At 60.5% G+C, this 17742-nt stretch carries 14 protein-coding genes; 9 read left to right on the top strand and 5 right to left on the bottom strand.

Annotated features, from left to right (window positions below; all coding sequences use genetic code 11):
- Positions 1 to 181 precede the first annotated feature (181 nt).
- Both CYG48_RS21945 and CYG48_RS21940 read left to right on the top strand, forming a co-directional pair.
- Positions 182 to 1849: an AMP-binding protein gene (locus CYG48_RS21945; protein WP_118852766.1), complete on the top strand. Its 1668-nt coding sequence runs from the start codon at positions 182 to 184 to the stop codon at positions 1847 to 1849.
- Positions 1846 to 2271 (top strand): organic hydroperoxide resistance protein, encoded by a 426-nt coding sequence (locus CYG48_RS21940; protein WP_118852765.1) that lies wholly within the window; start codon positions 1846 to 1848, stop codon positions 2269 to 2271. The genes CYG48_RS21945 and CYG48_RS21940 overlap by 4 nt, the downstream gene beginning before the upstream one ends.
- A 10-nt stretch (positions 2272 to 2281) precedes the next feature.
- Here CYG48_RS21940 and CYG48_RS21935 read toward each other — a convergent pair whose 3' ends face one another.
- Positions 2282 to 2815: a winged helix DNA-binding protein gene (locus CYG48_RS21935; protein WP_118852764.1), complete on the bottom strand. Its 534-nt coding sequence runs from the start codon at positions 2813 to 2815 to the stop codon at positions 2282 to 2284.
- 98 nt (positions 2816 to 2913) lie between these two features.
- Between CYG48_RS21935 and CYG48_RS21930 the strand changes: the two genes are divergently transcribed.
- Positions 2914 to 3720: an aspartate/glutamate racemase family protein gene (locus CYG48_RS21930; RefSeq protein WP_118852763.1), complete on the top strand. Its 807-nt coding sequence runs from the start codon at positions 2914 to 2916 to the stop codon at positions 3718 to 3720.
- Between the two features lie 17 nt (positions 3721 to 3737).
- On the opposite strand, the gene CYG48_RS21925 is transcribed toward CYG48_RS21930, so the two are convergent.
- From CYG48_RS21925 to CYG48_RS21915, 3 genes are all read right to left on the bottom strand, one after another.
- On the bottom strand, positions 3738 to 4664 hold the full coding sequence (locus CYG48_RS21925) for an NADP-dependent oxidoreductase (RefSeq protein ID WP_118852762.1): 927 nt from the start codon (positions 4662 to 4664) through the stop codon (positions 3738 to 3740).
- Positions 4665 to 4787: 123 nt separating this feature from the next.
- Positions 4788 to 5696 (bottom strand): response regulator transcription factor, encoded by a 909-nt coding sequence (locus CYG48_RS21920; protein ID WP_118852761.1) that lies wholly within the window; start codon positions 5694 to 5696, stop codon positions 4788 to 4790.
- Positions 5689 to 9075, bottom strand: coding sequence for a hybrid sensor histidine kinase/response regulator (locus CYG48_RS21915; protein WP_118852760.1), 3387 nt, complete (start codon positions 9073 to 9075; stop codon positions 5689 to 5691). The genes CYG48_RS21920 and CYG48_RS21915 overlap by 8 nt, the downstream gene beginning before the upstream one ends.
- 246 nt (positions 9076 to 9321) lie before the next feature.
- Here CYG48_RS21915 and urtA point away from each other — a divergent pair, with 246 nt between their 5' ends.
- The 6 genes from urtA to CYG48_RS21885 all read left to right on the top strand — a co-directional run bounded on the left by urtA (position 9322) and on the right by CYG48_RS21885 (position 16729).
- Entirely contained in the window at positions 9322 to 10611 is a 1290-nt protein-coding gene (gene urtA, locus CYG48_RS21910) for an urea ABC transporter substrate-binding protein (RefSeq protein ID WP_118852759.1), read from the top strand.
- Positions 10612 to 10763: 152 nt separating this feature from the next.
- Positions 10764 to 12383, top strand: coding sequence for an urea ABC transporter permease subunit UrtB (gene urtB / locus CYG48_RS21905; protein WP_118852758.1), 1620 nt, complete (start codon positions 10764 to 10766; stop codon positions 12381 to 12383).
- Complete coding sequence (urtC, locus tag CYG48_RS21900; protein ID WP_118852757.1) at positions 12380 to 13540, top strand: urea ABC transporter permease subunit UrtC; 1161 nt, start codon at positions 12380 to 12382, stop codon at positions 13538 to 13540. Before urtB ends, urtC begins: the two co-directional genes overlap by 4 nt.
- 4 nt (positions 13541 to 13544) lie before the next feature.
- Positions 13545 to 14306 (top strand): urea ABC transporter ATP-binding protein UrtD, encoded by a 762-nt coding sequence (urtD, locus tag CYG48_RS21895; protein ID WP_118852756.1) that lies wholly within the window; start codon positions 13545 to 13547, stop codon positions 14304 to 14306.
- Positions 14307 to 14311: 5 nt separating this feature from the next.
- Positions 14312 to 15007 (top strand): urea ABC transporter ATP-binding subunit UrtE, encoded by a 696-nt coding sequence (gene urtE / locus CYG48_RS21890; RefSeq protein ID WP_118852755.1) that lies wholly within the window; start codon positions 14312 to 14314, stop codon positions 15005 to 15007.
- Between the two features lie 96 nt (positions 15008 to 15103).
- Positions 15104 to 16729 (top strand): thiamine pyrophosphate-dependent enzyme, encoded by a 1626-nt coding sequence (locus CYG48_RS21885; protein ID WP_118852754.1) that lies wholly within the window; start codon positions 15104 to 15106, stop codon positions 16727 to 16729.
- A gap of 12 nt (positions 16730 to 16741) precedes the next feature.
- On the opposite strand, the gene CYG48_RS21880 is transcribed toward CYG48_RS21885, so the two are convergent.
- Positions 16742 to 17740, bottom strand: a complete 999-nt coding sequence (locus tag CYG48_RS21880) for a TRAP transporter substrate-binding protein (RefSeq protein WP_118852753.1) — start codon at positions 17738 to 17740, stop codon at positions 16742 to 16744.
- Positions 17741 to 17742: the final 2 nt, after the last annotated feature.

The following is a 17742-nucleotide window of genomic DNA, read 5'->3' as shown; positions in this document are numbered from 1 at the left end:
CCGAACCTCCTGGTTGCATTTCTGCCGTCACGCTGGAGTTTTCGTGCCAACGTGTCACGAAAAACGGGTTGACGCGGTTTAACATTATTTTACTCTTAAAACGTCTTTTGAACTGCTCCGGACATAACGTTGGCTTCATGCTCCTGATGAAGGGCCTGCTCGAGCGGGAATAGGTAGGCAAATGCATTCTCCATATCTGCTTTTCGAGCATCAGGCTCTGAAGAACCCGCAAGCGCCGATGTTGATCGCCCCGAAGAGCGCCAAGTTGCCCTATGCTCCGGAAGGCTTCCGCTACAGCTACGGGGATGTGCATGCGCGGGTGGAGCTTCTGAAGCAGGCGTTCGCGAAGGCGCGCTATGGCGTTGGCGCCCGGGTGGCCCTGTTGCTCGAGAACCGGCCGGAGTTCTTCGAGTATTGGCTCGCTTTGAATGCCATCGGCGTCTCGATCGTTCCGATCAACCCGGACCTGCGGCGCGATGAACTGCTCTTCCAGCTCGATATGGCAGAGGCGTCGTTGATGGTGGTGATTGCCGAGCGGCTGGAGGAGCTGCGCAATATCAAGCCGGAGACGCTGGTTGTCGTCGCGCCGGGCGATGATATCCCGCCATCACCAAAGGCATGGGAAGCGCGCCCGGGCGAGCCGGATGCCGAATGCGCGCTGCTTTTCACCTCCGGTAGTACGGGCAAGCCGAAAGGCTGCATCCTCTCCAATGCCTACTTCCTCTGCCTCGCCGAGTGGTACACCACCCAGGGGGGCATCGCCGAAATGGTCGAGGGTGAGGAGGTGGCGCTCACGCCACTGCCGATGTTCCACATGAACGCGCTCGGATGCACCGCCGTTGGCATGATGATGAAGGGCGGGGCCATCGTTCCGCTTGACCGGTTTCATTCCAGTTCCTGGTGGGCATCGATCGCGGATTCCGGTGCAACCATCATCCATTGCTTGGGCGTTATTCCAGCCATCCTGCTGCAGTTGCCTGTGGAAGAGGCCGAACGGCAGCATCAGGTGAAGTTTGCGCTAGGACCTGGTGTCGACGCGCGCCACAAGATCGAGTTCGAGAAGCGTTACCGCATCCCGATCGTTGAAGCGTGGGCCATGACGGAAACCGGTGGTCGCGCGGTGACGACAACCGCTGCTGACGACTATGCACCCGGCCAGCGCTGCATCGGGCGGCCGCGCAAGGGGATGCAGTTCCGGATCGTCGATGACGCCGGCAATGATGCCGAATTCGGCAAGCCTGGCGAGCTTCTGGTGCGTGCCGAGGGTCCGAACCCGCGCAACGGCTTCTTCAGCGGCTATCTCAAGGACGAGAAGGCGACGGAGGAGGCTTGGGAAGGCTGCTGGTTCCATACCGGCGATGTCGTCTACGCCGACGAGAAAGGTCTCCTCTACTTCTTCGACCGCAAAAAGAGCATCGTGCGACGCAGCGGCGAGAACATCGCGGTGCTGGAGGTAGAGGCGGCACTTGCCAAGGATCCAGCCGTCAAGGCATCTGCTGTCACACCCGTGCCCGACGATCTGCGTGGCGAGGAAGTTTTCGCGTTCGTGGTCGAGAACGAAGCGGCGGGAACGGCAGTTCCTGAAGAGAGGGCAAAACGCCTCGTCGAGGCAGCCGCTCAGCACATCGCGTACCACAAGCTGCCAGGCTTCATCGCCTTCATCGAAAAGCTTCCCGTCAGTTCGACGCAGAAGCTGCAGCGCGGCGAGATCAAGGCGATGGCGGCGAAGGTGGTGGCCGAGGGGTCGTCGATCGACCTGCGAAAACTCAAGGCATCGATCCGAAGACAGGTTGATCCGCCAGTCGGATCAAAGACGGATTGCCAAATGACAAAGGGAGAGACGGAATGACACCCGAGAAAATACTTTACGAGACTGCCGTCACGGCTCAGGGAGGGCGTGACGGGAAGGCGCAAAGCACGGATGGCAGCTTCTCCGTCAACCTCTCGGTGCCGAAAGGCCTTGGTGGGCCGGGCGGCGAGGGCACCAACCCGGAGCAGCTTTTCGCGGCTGGCTACGCAGCCTGTTTTCTCGGAGCGGTAAAACTCGTTGCCCGGAACAGGAAAGTCGCGCTGTCCGATGATATATCAGTCACCGCCAAGGTCGGGATCGGCCCTGTCCCCGTTGGATATGCGCTGGCCGTCGAACTGGTGGTGTCCCTGCCGGGCATGGGGCGCGCTCAGGCTGAAGAGATAGTTGCGGGCGCTCACGAGCGTTGCCCTTATTCCAACGCAACGCGTGGCAATGTGGACGTGAAGCTGACCGTCGCCTGAAATGGCTTGCTCAGGAACGTTCAACTGAATGAGCACCACTGACGACGCGTCGGGCGGCGGTATCGTAGAAGCTGGTCAGCAGTTCCAGCATCTCGGTCGCGCCGCCAAGCCCCTTCTCAGCCTGCTCCATCTTCTGGATCAGCGAGACAAGCAGGTGCCGGCGCAGCGCGCGGTAATCCTGGGTCAGCTTCGTGCCTTTGCGGCTCGGGGTGTAGAGCGTGTCCTTCCGCGAACGTCCCTTGACACGTTCGATAAGCTGCAGCGTTTGCAGCTTCTTGATCGCGTACTGGATATTGGCCGTGTCGTCGCGGCCGAGCAGGCGGGAGATTTCGCTCAACCCTTTCGGCTTGTTGCGATAGCGAATCGTGTGCAGGATTGCGGTGTCGAGACCGCTCAGGCCCGCGCCCGCAAGCTCGCTCGAACATTCTGATTGCCAGCGTAGAAAGGCTGCTGAAATGCGCCAGAGGGACCATTCGAATTCAGTCAGCGCCGCTTCCGAAATTTCAACGGAGGCGTCACTCAAGGGTGTCTCGGTCATGGTCATCAGGCTCTCCGGTCACGCATCTAAGGCGAGAGTAAAGCCTTAAATTCTAATCATGGCGAGCGCAAATTTCACGCGCAAATAGAGCAAACGAGGGTTCAATGCGCATCTTCTGGCAAAGCTTCATCGACGCAACCGCAAGTGCGGCGTACATGGCGCGGCTTTCGGAATACCTGAACGGCATTGCCGAGCCTGGCACGACGGTCGATGTCTTCGGCATAAGCCCGCCCGACCGCCACTTCGGGCGCCTCGCCGAATTTCGCTGTGCTGCAATCGCCATTGACAACGGACTGGAGGCTGCCGCGCGCGGGTACGATGCCGTCGTGATTGGGCATTTCCAGGACCCGGGCCTCTACGAACTGAAGTCGTCGGTCAAGATTCCCGTCATCGGCACCGGAGAGGTGTGCATGCACTATGCCGCCCGCCTTGGTCGACGGCTGGCGCTTGTCACCCTCGATGATGTTTTCCAGGTCTGGCACTATGAGCAGGCCGACCTTTACGGTCTCGGCAGCCGGGTGCGACACGTTGTTGGCATGAACTGCGAACCGTCCGATTTCAGCGCGGCCTTCGCGGGTGATAGCGAGGCGCGCCAGCGGATGTTGGCGGGTTTCACAGCGTGCGCCGAGCCGCTGGTTCGGGATGGAGCCGACGTGGTCGTGCCTGCGGGTGTGCTGCCAGGGCTCTTGGTCGGCGGCGAATACGGCTTCAAGGTGCTGCACGCCCCGGTAATCAACACGGCGGCCGTTGCCTTGAAAAGCGCTGAGATGGATGTGCGGCTTCAGAAGATCGACGGCATCGAAGTCAGCCGCGGCCCCTTCTGCTCGCTCGCCAATGAACATGCGGTTGAGGATTTCCGAAACTTTGTCGCCAACGGTCGAGGTGCGCCGCTTTTCCCAAGCGGCACCTGACACCCGACGCCCGAGCGTCACATCGTCAGGATCAGCCGTCCGCGCGATACCGCGCCCTTCTCCATGAGCCGGTGCGCCTCGGCAGCTTCCGAGAGCGGCATCGTGCGCGCAACCTGCGGCTTGATCACGCCGCCGCCGGCCAGATCCATCATGGCTTGCAGCGCAACCTTGTCATCGGAGACCATGACGCGTGTTACGGTAACACCGAACTCCGCACCTCGATCGGTGATCGGATCGGCAACCAGCCAAGCCAAGCGTCCGCCCCGCTTCAGGACTTGGTATGACCTGTCGTGAACCTCACCGCCCATCAGATCGAAGACCACGTCGTGGTCCTTCAGCAGACCTGAAAAGTCTTCCTCGTCATAGGCGATGACGTGGTCGGCGCCGAGGCTCTTCACATAGTCCTGATTGGTTGAACGGCAGGTCGTCGCCACTTCGGCGCCAAGATGATGGCAGAGTTGGATCAGGAGCCCGCCCACGGCACCGGCGCCGGAATGCACCAGCACCTTCTCGCCCGATTTGACCTCCGCCGTCTGCACCGAAAGCCAGGCGCTCAAGCCCGCATTGGTGAGCGCAACGGCTTCAACCGTCGAAAGCCGTTCCGGGATCTTCACCGCATTCTTTTCACCCACGGCGATCATTTCGGCGTACCCACCCTGGGCGAAAACGGAAGCCATGACGGCAACCCGATCCCCGACCTGGAACTCGCTGACGTCCTCATCCACCGCAACGACTGTGCCGCCGCCATCGCGTCCCGGCACGCTCGGCATCGGAAGCGTGAAATGATTCTGCAGATGGCCGGCGCGCAGCTTCCAGTCGAACGGCGTGACGCTTGCGGCCTCCAGCTTGACGAGGATCTGGCCCGCACCGGCAACCGGATCCGGCAGGTCGACATACTGCATCACGTCTGTCGTGCCGTGCTCGCTATACTGGATGGCCTTCATGCTTCACTCCTCAAGCTTACGACTGCTTTCCCCGGCTTCTAAAGCCAGGCGCGAGGCCAGACAGAGAACTGATAACTCAATGACTCGCAAGCCCGATGGAGGATGAGGACGTTCGGCTGTGTGTCAGATCGCATGAACGACATGCATGGCACGCACCGCAGCCGAGGCGCGGTTCTCGACGCCGAGCTTCACATAGATCTGCTCGAGGTGCTTGTTCACGGTACGTGCGGAAAGGCCAAGGATATCGCCAATATCGCGGTTTGACTTGCCCTTGGCGATCCACTCGAGAACCTCCGATTCCCGCAGCGTCAGCGCAAAATGCTGTCTAAGAATTTCAGCTGCGGAGCGCTCGCTGGAGCCCGTCACCCGGAGCAGAATTTCGTCAGCACCGATGCTTCCCACGAAGCTGAATCGCAGAACATTGGCGTCCGAAAGCCTGTAGGACAAAGGCACGTCACTGCCCGAGCCACTCCTGTCGAAGCTTTTAAGCCATGCGGAGATCTGCCGGGACAGGTGATCGAGATCGTTCGTCTCAATGAGGCGCGTTGCCTGGGGCGTCGACCACCGGATCGTGCCATCACCCCTCACGGCCAGAAGATGACGGCCCGCAGCATCAAGAGCCACCCGCGCACTCTGTGTCGAGCGGGCGTTGGACAGGTGAACGCGGATGCGCGCCCGCAGTTCATCGATATTGATCGGCTTAGTCAGGTAATCAACGCCGCCGGAATCGAGCGCATGGACCACATGTTCGGTATCCGTGAGCCCCGTCATGAAGATAACCGGGACCTGCGGCACGGTGGTGTTCGACTTCAGCTTTCGGCAGGTCGCAAAACCATCCATGCCAGGCATCACCGCATCGAGCAGAATGATGTCCGGGGTGATGCGCTCGACGATGCTCAGCGCTGCTTTGCCGGACGTCGCGATCAGCACGGAAAACCCGGACGCCTCGAGCGCCTCGGTGAGAAAACCCAGCGCGTCGGGGCTGTCGTCCACCAGAAGAACGATGTCGCGGGGCAGGGGACGTTCAGGCATCGCTTGCCCTTTGCATGTCAGTGTCACTCACGAATTTCATGTAACCCGCCAGGTCGAATGCCTTGACGTATGTGCTCGCTTCTTCGGCAAAGGCGCGGGTATCATCGCTCTGCGCCAGATCGTGAAGCTTGGCCTCGATTCCGCGAACATAACCGATCTCACCGAGCCGCAAGAGATCCTGCAGATGGTCCGGCGCAGGCGCCTTTACCGCCGGTCGCGGATCCGTTGCAACGGGAGGCGCCGCGTCACTTTCATAGATCCAGGAGAGCCCGAGATGTACGGCGAGCTTGTCGGAGAGCCTGCGAAGATCCACGGGCTTGGCGATCGCATCGTTATGGCCGTCCGTGCCCGGATTGCTCACCACTCCGTCACCGATATTGGCAGAAAGCATGACGATGGGCGCGGTCTGGCCGAGATCACGTAGCTTTTCCACCAACTGCCACCCGTTCATGCCGGGCATCGAGATGTCGATGAGGAAAAGGTCCGGCACCACGCCCTCGATCAACGTCAGGCAGTCCGTCCCGCTGCTTGCAGTCAGCACCACGAAATCCATCGGCACCAGGACCTCGCGCATCAGGTCACGGTGATCCTCGTTGTCATCCACGACAACGATCGTGCGGCGCGGGCCGCTATAGGTGATGATCGTTTTTTCAGGCGCCGGTGCAGTATTGGGCCGTTCGACGGCGGAAAGCATCAGTCGCACCTTGAAGACCGAGCCTTCACCCTTGGTACTGGCAACAGCGATCTCGCCGCCAAGCGTGTTCGTCAGCAGTTGAGTGATCGTGAGGCCTAGCCCGAGCCCGGGCATCGGCCGAATGCTATCTGCCTCGCCACGCTGGAAAGGTTCGTAGATGCGGCCAAGATCTTTCTCCGCAATTCCGCGGCCAGTGTCAGAGACCGTGAAGGTCGCCACCTGGCTGCGATAAGAGACGTCAAACCGGACCTTGCCTTCGTCGGTGAACTTGATCGCGTTGGACAGCAGGTTCACGAGGATCTGCCTCAGGCGTTTTTCGTCCGTACGGACATATTGGGGCAGGGCGTGGGCACGTTCGTGCTCGAAGACGAGCCCCTTCGCCTGCGCCTGAAGCCGGAACATTTCTACAATCTGGTCGAGGAAATCCTGGATGTTGATCTCGTTGGAATAAACCTGAAGCCGCCCGGCCTCGATTTTCGAGATATCGAGGAGTCCATCGATCAGGCCTGAGAGATGATCGGCCGACCGCTTGATTACCTTGATCGCGGGCTGGCGAGGTGCCGGAATCGTTTCGTCACGCTCCAGGATCTGAGCGTAACCCAGGACGGCATTGAGCGGCGTGCGCAACTCGTGAGACAGGCCGACAACGTAGCGGCTCTTGGCGCGGTTTGCGGCCTCAGCTGTTTCCTTGGCTTCCTGCAGGGCCGCATCCGTCTTCTTGTGTGCGGCAATCTCCTTCAGCAAAAGCGTGTTCTGGCGCGAAGACTCTTCTTCCGCCACGACGCGGCTGTCATGGGCAAGTACGTAGAACCAGGACACGACGCCCGCGATGATCGCGAAAACGAAAAAGACGATCAGCACCGTGCCGTAGATCACCTCGGCGTTCGCCGGTGTTGCCCGTCCAACCTGGTGGGCGATCATCCCCAGGATCGCCCCAATGAGCGAGATCGACAGGAGCGCGGTCAACCCATAGCGCCCAAGCCGTGTGCGCAACCGCGCCATGACCGTATCTGGCAAGACTGTTCCCGCGATGACGGCCAGTTGATTGTTCAGCCGCGCATGAGGCTTGCACATGTCATGGCAACGGCTGTCGAGTGTGCAGCAGAGCGAACAGATCGGGGCTGCATAAGCCGGGCACCAGGCCATGTCCTCATGCTCGAAGGGATGTTCGCAGATCGAGCATGTGATCGATTTGCGCAGCTTCCAGGCCTCGCGCGGCTTGCGGGCGAGGTAAAACTTGCCCTTGGTTGCGAAGGCGATGGCCGGCGAAAGCAGGAATGCGATCAGCGTTACATAAGTCGCAAGCGACGCCATTGTCGGGCCGAACAGCCCGAAATGGGCGGCAAGCGCTACCGAGGCGGACCCGAACATCGCGCCAAGACCGACCGGGTTGATGTCGTAGAGATGCGCCCGCTTGAACTCGATTCCCTCCGGCGACCAGCCGAGCGGCTTGTTGATGAACAGGTCCGCCGAGATCGTGCAGAGCCAGGCCATGGCAATGATCGAGAAGATACCAAGTGTGGCTTCGAGCAAGCGATAGATGCCGAGCTCCATCAACAGCAGCGCGATCGCCACGTTAAAGACGAGCCAGACGACGCGACCCGGGTGACTGTGGGTGAGACGGGAGAAGAAGTTCGACCAGGCGAGCGACCCGGCATACGCGTTCATCACGTTGATCTTGAGCTGCGAGATCACCACGAAGGCAGCCATCAGCAACAGCGCTGCCGTCTCGTTCGGGATCATGTAGCCGAAGGCTGTGAGGTACATATGCGCCGGATCGGCGGCTTCGCGCGCCGGCGTACCCGTCGCAAGCGTCAGCACGGCGAGGAAGGAACCCGCAAGCAACTTAGGTACCCCGACAATCACCCAACCAGGGCCGGCCAGGAAAACCGAAATCCTGTGCCTCCATTTCTGCACGCCGTCTGGCGGAAGGAAACGCAGGAAATCGACCTGCTCGCCGATCTGCGGCATCAGCGCAAGGATGACCGCGGAAGCGGCGCCGAACTCAAGGAGATCGAATGGCGCCGCACCCGCCACTTCAGCATTGGAATGGTCTATGCCCGCAAACGCACGCCAGAGATCGAACTTTTCCCAGTCGAGGAAGGCGATGAACACGAAGGGCAGGATGTTGAGCACGATCCAGAAAGGCTGGGTGGCGAGCTGGAAACGCGAGATCAACCGAATGCCGTAGATGACGAGCGGGATCACCACCACTGCGCTGATGATATAGCCGATCCAGGGCGGGATGCCGAAAACGAGTTCCAGCGCGCCGGTCATGATCGAGGCTTCGATCGCAAACAGCATGAAGGTGAAGGCGGCATAGATCAGCGAGGTGATGGTCGAGCCGATATAGCCGAAGCTTGCGCCGCGGGTGAGCAGGTCGATGTCGACGCCATGGCGGATCGCATATCGGCTGATCGGCAGTCCGATGACGAGCATTGACACGGCAGCAGCGATGATCGCGAAGAACGCATTGGTGGTGCCATAGGAAAGCGTGATTGCTCCCCCAATGGCTTCCAAAGCCAGGAACGAGATGGCGCCAATCGCGGTATGCGAGATACGGCTTGACGAGAATCGACGGGCGCTCTTGGCGGTGAAGCGCAAGGCATAATCTTCCAGCGTCTGGTTTGCCACCCAGCGATTATAATCTCGCCGGACGGGGATGATGCGTTGGCGCGCTGCCATGCCTATATTTTCAGCACTCAAGAGGACCGTCTTTAGATTAAGCAGTCTCTACCGTGGCTCGATGTTTTGCAAGTGGTGAAGCGATGCGCGTGTAACGGAGTTGCCGCGTTATCCGAAGCGTTGGTGGGGGCGTTTGCCCCCGCGTCATACGTCATTTTGCGTATGTGGTTTTGCACTGCAGCGCAGGATAGTTCCCTCAGCAACGGCCAAATCTTCGTTGCACCAAACACAAGAGGGGTCCGCACGATGAAATTTAGCTCCAAACTGGGCGGCGCGCTGCTGGCTGCTGCCATGTCCGCCACGGCGCTTTCCGGCGCCTTTGCCGCCGACGACACGATCAAGATCGGCGTCCTGCATTCGCTCTCCGGCACGATGGCGATCTCCGAGACGACGCTCAAGGACGCCATGCTGATGCTCGTCGAGCAGCAGAACAAGAAGGGCGGCCTTCTTGGCAAGAAGCTCGAGGCGGTCGTGGTTGATCCGGCCTCCGACTGGCCGCTGTTTGCCGAAAAGGCCCGCCAGCTGATCTCCCAGGACAAGGTCGCCGCGGTGTTCGGCTGCTGGACGTCGTCATCCCGCAAGTCGGTCCTGCCGGTCTTCGAAGAGCTGAACTCGATCCTCTTCTACCCGGTCCAGTATGAGGGCGAAGAATCCTCGCGCAACATCTTCTACACCGGAGCTGCCCCGAACCAGCAGGCCATCCCTGCTGTAGATTACCTGGCGAACGAAGAAGGCGTTGAGCGCTGGGTGCTGGCGGGCACCGACTACGTTTATCCGCAGACGACCAACAAGATCCTCAAAGCCTACCTGATGTCGAAGGGCGTGGCCGAATCCGACATCATGGTGAACTACACGCCGTTCGGCCATTCCGACTGGCAGACGATCGTTTCCGACATCAAGAAGTTCGGCTCCGCCGGCAAGAAGACGGCCGTCGTTTCCACCATCAACGGCGATGCCAACGTGCCGTTCTACAAGGAACTCGGCAACCAGGGCGTCAAGGCTGAAGACATCCCGGTCGTCGCCTTCTCCGTTGGCGAAGAAGAGCTTGCCGGGCTCGATACCAAGCCGCTCGTAGGGCATCTGGCCGCCTGGAACTACTTCCAGTCTGTCGATTCCGAAGTGAACGCAGAGTTCATCAAGGAGTGGCATGCCTTCACCAAGAACGACAAGCGCGTCACCAACGACCCGATGGAAGCCGCCTATATCGGCTTCAACGCCTGGGTGAAGGCGGTCGAGGCCGCCGGCACCACGGACACCGACGCGGTGCTCGACTCCATCATCGGCGTCTCCGTCCCGAACCTTTCGGGCGGCACCTCGACCGTAATGCCGAACCACCACATCACCAAGCCGGTGCTGATCGGCGAGATCCAGGCCGACGGTCAGTTCGAGATTGTACAGCAGACGCCGTCGGTGGTTGGCGACGAGTGGTCCGACTACCTGCCGGACTCCAAGAACCTGATCTCCGATTGGCGCAAACCCATGTCGTGCGGCAACTTCAACGTCGACACCGGCAAGTGCGGCGGCAAGGGTAGCTGATCACGCGTATCTTTTGAGGGAGGGGGATGGCCATCCTCCTCCCTTATCCCTGCGCGCACCGCAGGGTCCCGCAGCGTCGCATGTGCGAGGCAAAGGGGTCAGTCCGAAAACCGTCTCTCACTCAGAAGCACCAACCACCAGGAGGCGAGGTTATGAGAATAACAAGCTTGTTCGCAGCATTCTTCGCTCTTCTCCTTGTCTCCCTTGCCGCGCCGTCCTTCGCCCAGCAGCCGGTCGATCCGAAGCCGTTGATCGATCAACTCGCCAAGGCGAACTTCAGCCAGGCGGAGGATCTGATCGGCAAGATGGCGGCGGCCGGTGACGCTCGTGTCGTGCCGGTGCTTCAGGCTTTTACCGACGGTGATCTTTATGTGCGCAAGACAGATAATCTTGTGTTCATCGGAAAGACCGCGGGAAACGGCTTCGAACTCGTCGAGCCGCTCACCGGCGAGAGCGCTGGCCAGGTAGCCAAGAATGCCGTCACCAAGATCAAGGTCAACAACAGCCTGCGTCGCGCCATCCGTTCCGCAATGGGCGGTCTCACGCTTCTGAGCCCCGACCGGAGCGTGCGACTGCAGGCGGCAGATGCCGTAATGCGCTCTCCAAGTTCTGAAAACCTGGAACTCATCGAAGCCGCACTTGCCAAAGAAACAGATGCCGAGGTGAAGGCCCGGATGGAGGAGGCGCGCGCCGTCTCAGTCCTCTCCTCAGATCGGTCCGTCGAGGAGAAACGCGATGCCATCCAGACGATCAAGGATCTGGGTGGACGCAACGCGCTGGGCATCCTGAACACGATCTCCGGCAGCATTGATCCGGCACTCACGGCCGATGTGGAGGCCGCCGTCGCAGCGTTGCAAAGCGAGCAGCAGCTCTGGGATATGGCCCAGAATATCTGGTACGGCCTGTCCTTGGGGTCTGTCCTTCTCCTGGCTGCGATCGGCCTTGCGATCACCTTTGGCGTCATGGGCATCATCAACATGGCCCACGGCGAGATGGTCATGCTCGGAGCCTACTCGACCTTCGTGGTGCAGCAGGTGATACGCGACAGCGCGCCCGCCCTCTTTGAGTGGTCGCTTGCAATCGCCTTGCCTGTCGCCTTTCTCGTCACTGGCGCCGTTGGCTTCCTCATTGAACGCGGCGTGATCCGTTTCCTTTATGGACGCCCGCTTGAAACACTTCTCGCCACCTGGGGCGTCTCCCTCATCCTTCAGCAGGCGATCCGCTCAATCTTCGGCCCGACGAACCAGGAGGTCGGCAACCCGTCCTGGATGACCGGATCGTTCCCGCTCGGCGGCATGACGATCACCTGGAACCGGATGTGGATCATCCTCTTCTCGCTTTCGATCTTCTTTGCGCTTCTCTTCCTGATGAAGAAGTCGGCCTACGGGCTCAACATGCGCGCCGTCACCCAGAACCGCCGCATGGCGTCCTCCATGGGGATTAGAACACCCTGGGTCGATGCGCTCACCTTCGCGCTCGGTTCGGGGATCGCGGGTATTGCGGGCGTCGCACTGTCGCAGATCGACAACGTCTCGCCCAACCTTGGGCAGAGTTACATCATCGACAGCTTCATGGTGGTAGTCTTCGGCGGGGTCGGCAACCTCTGGGGTACGCTCGTGGGCGCCCTCTCGCTCGGCGTCCTCAACAAGTTCCTCGAACCATCGGTCGGCGCCGTGCTCGGAAAGATCCTGGTGCTGGTCCTCATCATCCTTTTCATCCAGAAACGTCCGCGCGGCCTCTTCGCGCTCAAGGGAAGGGCGGTGGAAGCATGATCACCAACTTCATTCTGCGCGCGCTGGACGGCAAGATCACCCTTACCGTCGCAATCCTGCTTGTCGTCGCAGCCCTGGTGCCGGCGCTCAATCTCCTGACCACGCCGGATAGTGCCCTCCACATCCCCACCTATGCCATGTCGCTGATGGGAAAATATCTCTGCTACGCGCTCCTGGCCTTGGCTCTCGACCTCGTCTGGGGTTACTGCGGAATACTCTCGCTTGGCCATGGCGCCTTCTTCGCTCTCGGCGGTTATGCGATGGGCATGTACCTGATGCGGCAGATCGGCTCGCGCGGCGTTTATGGCAATCCGGAACTGCCGGACTTCATGGTCTTCCTTAACTGGAAGGAACTGCCGTGGTTTTGGTACGGCTTCGACTGGTTCCCCTTCGCCATGCTGATGGTGCTTGTCGTGCCTGGTCTGCTTGCCTTCGTGTTTGGCTGGTTCGCTTTCCGCTCCCGCGTCAACGGCGTCTATCTGTCGATCATCACCCAGGCGATGACCTACGCGCTGATGCTTGCCTTCTTCCGCAACGACATGGGGTTCGGCGGAAATAACGGCCTGACCGACTTCAAGGACATCCTCGGCTTCCCGGTCCAGGCTGATGGAACGCGCGCGGTCCTCTTTGCCATGTCGGCGATCATGTTGTCGCTCTGCCTTCTCGTCGCCTCCGCCATCACCCACTCCAAGTTCGGCAAGGTGCTGGTGGGTGTTCGTGATGCCGAAAGTCGGGTCCGCTTCCTCGGCTTCCGGGTGGAAAACATCAAGCTCTTCACCTTCGTCGTCTCGGCGATGTTTGCGGGAATTGCGGGGGCGCTGTTCGTGCCACAGGTCGGTATCATCAACCCCGGTGAGTTCGCGCCGGCCAACTCGATCGAAGTCGTCGTCTGGACGGCCGTCGGTGGGCGCGGCACGCTGATCGGCCCGATCATCGGTGCGATTCTTGTGAATGCCGGCAAGAGCTTCTTTACCGGCGCATTTCCGGAAATCTGGCTGTTCGCACTGGGCGGGCTATTTATTGCGGTCACGCTGTTCCTACCCAAGGGTATCGTCGGCACGATCCGGCAGGGCTGGACATCGCGAAAGACTTTGAGAGCTGCAGCGGATCAAGAAAAGGGCAGGGGCACCGCCCTCCTGCCGCAGGCGGCGGAGTAGGATCATGACGACGATTGCCGAAACCCGTACCAAGAGCCTGCTTTATCTCGACAACGTTTCCGTCTCATTCGACGGCTTCAAGGCATTGAATGCGCTCTCCTTCGTGGTGGAGCCCGGTGAGCTTCGCGCGATTATCGGGCCGAATGGCGCCGGCAAGACAACGATGATGGACATCATCACGGGCAAGACGCGTCCGGATACCGGCGCCGTGCTGTTCGAAGATTCAGTCGACCTCACCAAGAAGGACGAAGCTGACATCTCCCAGTTAGGTATCGGGCGCAAGTTTCAGAAGCCGACGGTCTTCGAAAGCCATACGGTCTGGGACAACCTTGAACTGGCGCTCAACCGCAAGCGCGGCGTCTTCGCCACCCTCTTCTACACGCTGACACCGGAAGACCAAAAGCGGATCGAGGAAATCCTGACCACCATCCGCCTCACCCACCGCAGGGGCGAACTCGCTGCCAACCTGTCACACGGCCAGAAGCAGTGGCTGGAGATCGGCATGTTGCTCGCACAGGAGCCAAAGCTTCTGCTAGTCGACGAGCCTGTCGCCGGCATGACGGATGCGGAAACGGCAGAGACCGCGATCCTGTTGAAGGAAATCGCCAAGACGCGATCCGTCGTCGTCGTTGAACATGACATGGGCTTCATCCGGGACCTTGGGGTGAAGGTGACCTGCCTTGCTGAAGGGTCCGTGCTTGCCGAAGGCTCGATCGACTTCGTGTCGAGCGATCCCAAGGTGATCGAGAATTATCTGGGGCGTTAAGAACGATGCTGACAGTCAACAATCTCAATCTTCATTACGGTGCGGCCCAGGCCCTGCGTGGCGTTTCCCTCACCGCGGACATGGGCAAGATCACCTGCGTGCTGGGCCGCAACGGGGTGGGCAAGAGCTCGCTCCTGCGCGCGATCACCGGGCAGCACGCCGTTTCATCAGGAACCGTCAGCTTTCAGAATGAAGTGCTGAACGGCCTTCCTCCTTATGCCCGGGCGAGGCAAGGCATCGGTTATGTGCCGCAAGGGCGGGAGATTTTTCCACTGCTTACCGTGCAGGAAAATCTGCAAAGCGGTTACGCACCGCTTGCCCGCAAGGACAGGTTCATTCCGGACGAGATCTTCTCACTTTTCCCCGTGCTGAAATCAATGCTCGGGCGACGCGGGGGCGATCTTTCCGGCGGGCAGCAGCAACAGCTTGCCATTGGGCGCGCCATGGTCACCCGGCCCAAGATCCTGGTGCTGGACGAGCCGACGGAAGGTATCCAACCGTCGATCATCAAGGATATCGGCCGCGCCATCCGCTATCTCCGGGATTCAACCGGCATGGCAATCCTGCTCGTGGAACAGTATCTCGACTTCTGCCGGGAACTTGCCGACCAGGTTTACATCATGGATCGCGGTGAAATCGTGCATGAAGGTCCGGCCGAGACGCTGGATACGCCGGATGCGAGGCGACACCTCACGGTCTAGCGCATCAAGAGACAACCATACCCACCGCGTGGCCTTGATGGGCCGCGAGGTGATCGATAGGACTCGGAGTCGCGACGATCATGGGGAGGGTGCCGTATGCCGAAAATGACGACCGGGGAGATCATCACGCACTCGCTCGTCGCGAACGGGGTGGATACGGTCTTCGGCATACCCGGCGCGCATATGTACGACCTCATCGACGCCATGGCGCGCGAAAGCCGCATCCGGTTCATTCATACGCGCCACGAACAGGGCGCAGGCTACATGGCCTACGGTTATGCCAAGGCGACCGGCAGGACGGGCGTCTATACTGTGGTTCCCGGCCCGGGCTTTCTGAATTCGGGCGCCGCCATCTGCACCGCCTATGGCGCCAACGCGCCGGTTCTCTGCCTTACCGGCAATATCATGTCCCACCTGATCGGGCAGGGCAGGGGGCAGCTACATGAACTGCCGGATCATCTTGGCACGATGCGCGGCCTGACGAAATGGGCTGAGCGGATCAACCATCCCACCGGGGCCGGCGAAATCATGCGCCAGGCATTTTCCCAGATGCATTCGGGGCGTCCTCGGCCGGTCGCGATCGAGGCGCCCTGGGACGTATTCGGCATGGCATCTGAAGTTCCGACTCCTGAAGCGGCAACGTCGCTGCCGGCGCCACAGATCGATGCAGAACTCATCGAAAAAGCCGCCTCCATGATCGCGGCTGCGAAGAACCCGATGATCATGGTCGGGTCGGGCGCAGTTGATGCCGGTGATGAGGTGCTGGCGCTTGCAAAGCTTCTCCAGGCACCCGTGACCGCACATCGCAACGGCAAGGGCATCGTCAGCGATGACGAAGATCTTGCGATGATGGCGCATGCAGCGTGGCGTTTCTGGCCGCAATGCGATCTCCTGATTGGCGTCGGCAGCCGGCTCGAGCTGCAGTATTTCCGCTGGCGCTGGCTTCCGCCGGGCCTGAAGGTTCTGCGCCTCGACATTGATCCGACCGAAATGGTGCGACTGAAGCCGGATCTCGGGCTGGTGACGGACGCCAAGGCTGGCGTCGCTGCTCTCGTTGACGCGCTCCAAGACAGGGTCGGGCAACGACCTTCTCGAGTTGGGGAATATCGGCAGCTGAAGGCGGAAGCCGCGGAAGCCCTGAGGAGCGTGCAGCCCCAAGAGGAATATCTTCGGGTGATCCGCAAGGTTCTGCCGCGCGATGGGTTCTTCGTGGAGGAGGTCTCGCAGGTTGGGTTTACCGCGCGAATGTGCTTCCCGGTGTACGCACCGCGGCACTACGTAACCTGCGGCTATCAGGACAATCTTGGTTTCGGATTCAATACCGCGCTGGGGGTCAAGGTGGCGCATCCGGACAAGGCTGTCGTCTCGATCTCCGGCGACGGGGGCTTCCTGTTCGGCGTGCAGGAACTGGCAACGGCGCGCCAGTTCGGCATCAACGTCGTCTCGATCGTCTTCAACAACAACGCCTATGGCAACGTGCGGCGCGACCAGCAGCAGGTCTATGGCAACCGGCTTATCGGGTCTGATCTGGCGAACCCGAATTTTGTCGCGCTGGCGCAGAGTTTTGGTGTTCTCGGGATGCGGGCAAACTCTCCGGCCGAACTCGAGGTCGCGCTCACCGAGGCTCTCGCGGCGGACGCCCCGGTGGTGATCGAGGTGCCGATCCCGACGGGCTCCGATACCTCACCCTGGCCGTTCTACCACCCGGCCGCGCCAACATAAGCGCAACGGAATTCAGCCGATCTGCTGGACGGACTCGATGAGCGGCATTCCGCCCACCGTCTCGGCAAATCGTTCCCAGGTTCCGCGGGCGCCTTTTCGCCACTCGTCGGGGGTCTCCGGTGCAACGATCTTGCCGCCGTGGCCAAGTGCCTGTTCAACTGATTTCGCCTCATCTTCCGCCATCAGCCGGTCGAAATATCGCGCGCCTTCGCGTGACGCGTCCCCAAGGACCGTCCTCTGCTCTTCGGTCAGTTGCTTCCAGAAAGGCGCGGCGTAGAAAATGACACCAGAGGCCCAGATGTGCCCGGTCTCCGTCATGTATGGCACCACTTCATAGAGCTTGAACCCGGCATAGGCGGATTTGGTCAGGTCCATCGCGTCCGCGACGCCGCTGGAGAGAGCGTTGTAGGTTTCCGGAATGGGAATGCCGACCGGGGTCGTACCGAATGCGCTCCAGAGCGTTGTGTGCAGTGGGCTCTGGATGACCCGGATCTTCTTGCCAGCAAGTTGCTCGGGCCGTGTCACAGGCTCCTTGGTCAGAAGATGGCGTGCCCCGTAGTTGATGAAGTCGCCGACAACAAATCCCTGCGCTGCAAGCTTGTGCTTCAGATCATCGCCCAACTGGCCCTCAACCGTCTTGCGAACATGGTTCGCATCGCGGAACAGGAAGGGGAGATCGAGAATCTGCAGTTCCGGCAGCCAGGCGGAGAGTGATGAGACGGTGGACAGGCTCGCCTGGATCGAACCCAGCCGCGTGCCTTCCAGGACTTCCTTCTCGCCGCCAAGGGCGCTGTTCTTCACGATGTTGAATCGAAACTCGCCGGGCAGCTTGCTCTCGACAAGGTCGCGGATCTTCAGCCACACCAGCGTTTCCGGCTTGTCTTCACCCAGCAGCGACGCGATGGTTATCGTCTTGGCCCGGATCGATGCGCGGGCCAGATTGGGTGCCGCAAGTGCCATGGCAGCAGTTGCCGTTGCTTTCAGAAGTCGGCGACGTTTGAGCTTGATCATGA

The sequence above is a fragment of the Neorhizobium sp. SOG26 genome, from assembly GCF_003491345.1.
GTDB classification, from domain to species: domain Bacteria; phylum Pseudomonadota; class Alphaproteobacteria; order Rhizobiales; family Rhizobiaceae; genus Neorhizobium; species Neorhizobium turbinariae.
This window is presented reverse-complemented; position numbering and strand designations above follow the sequence as displayed.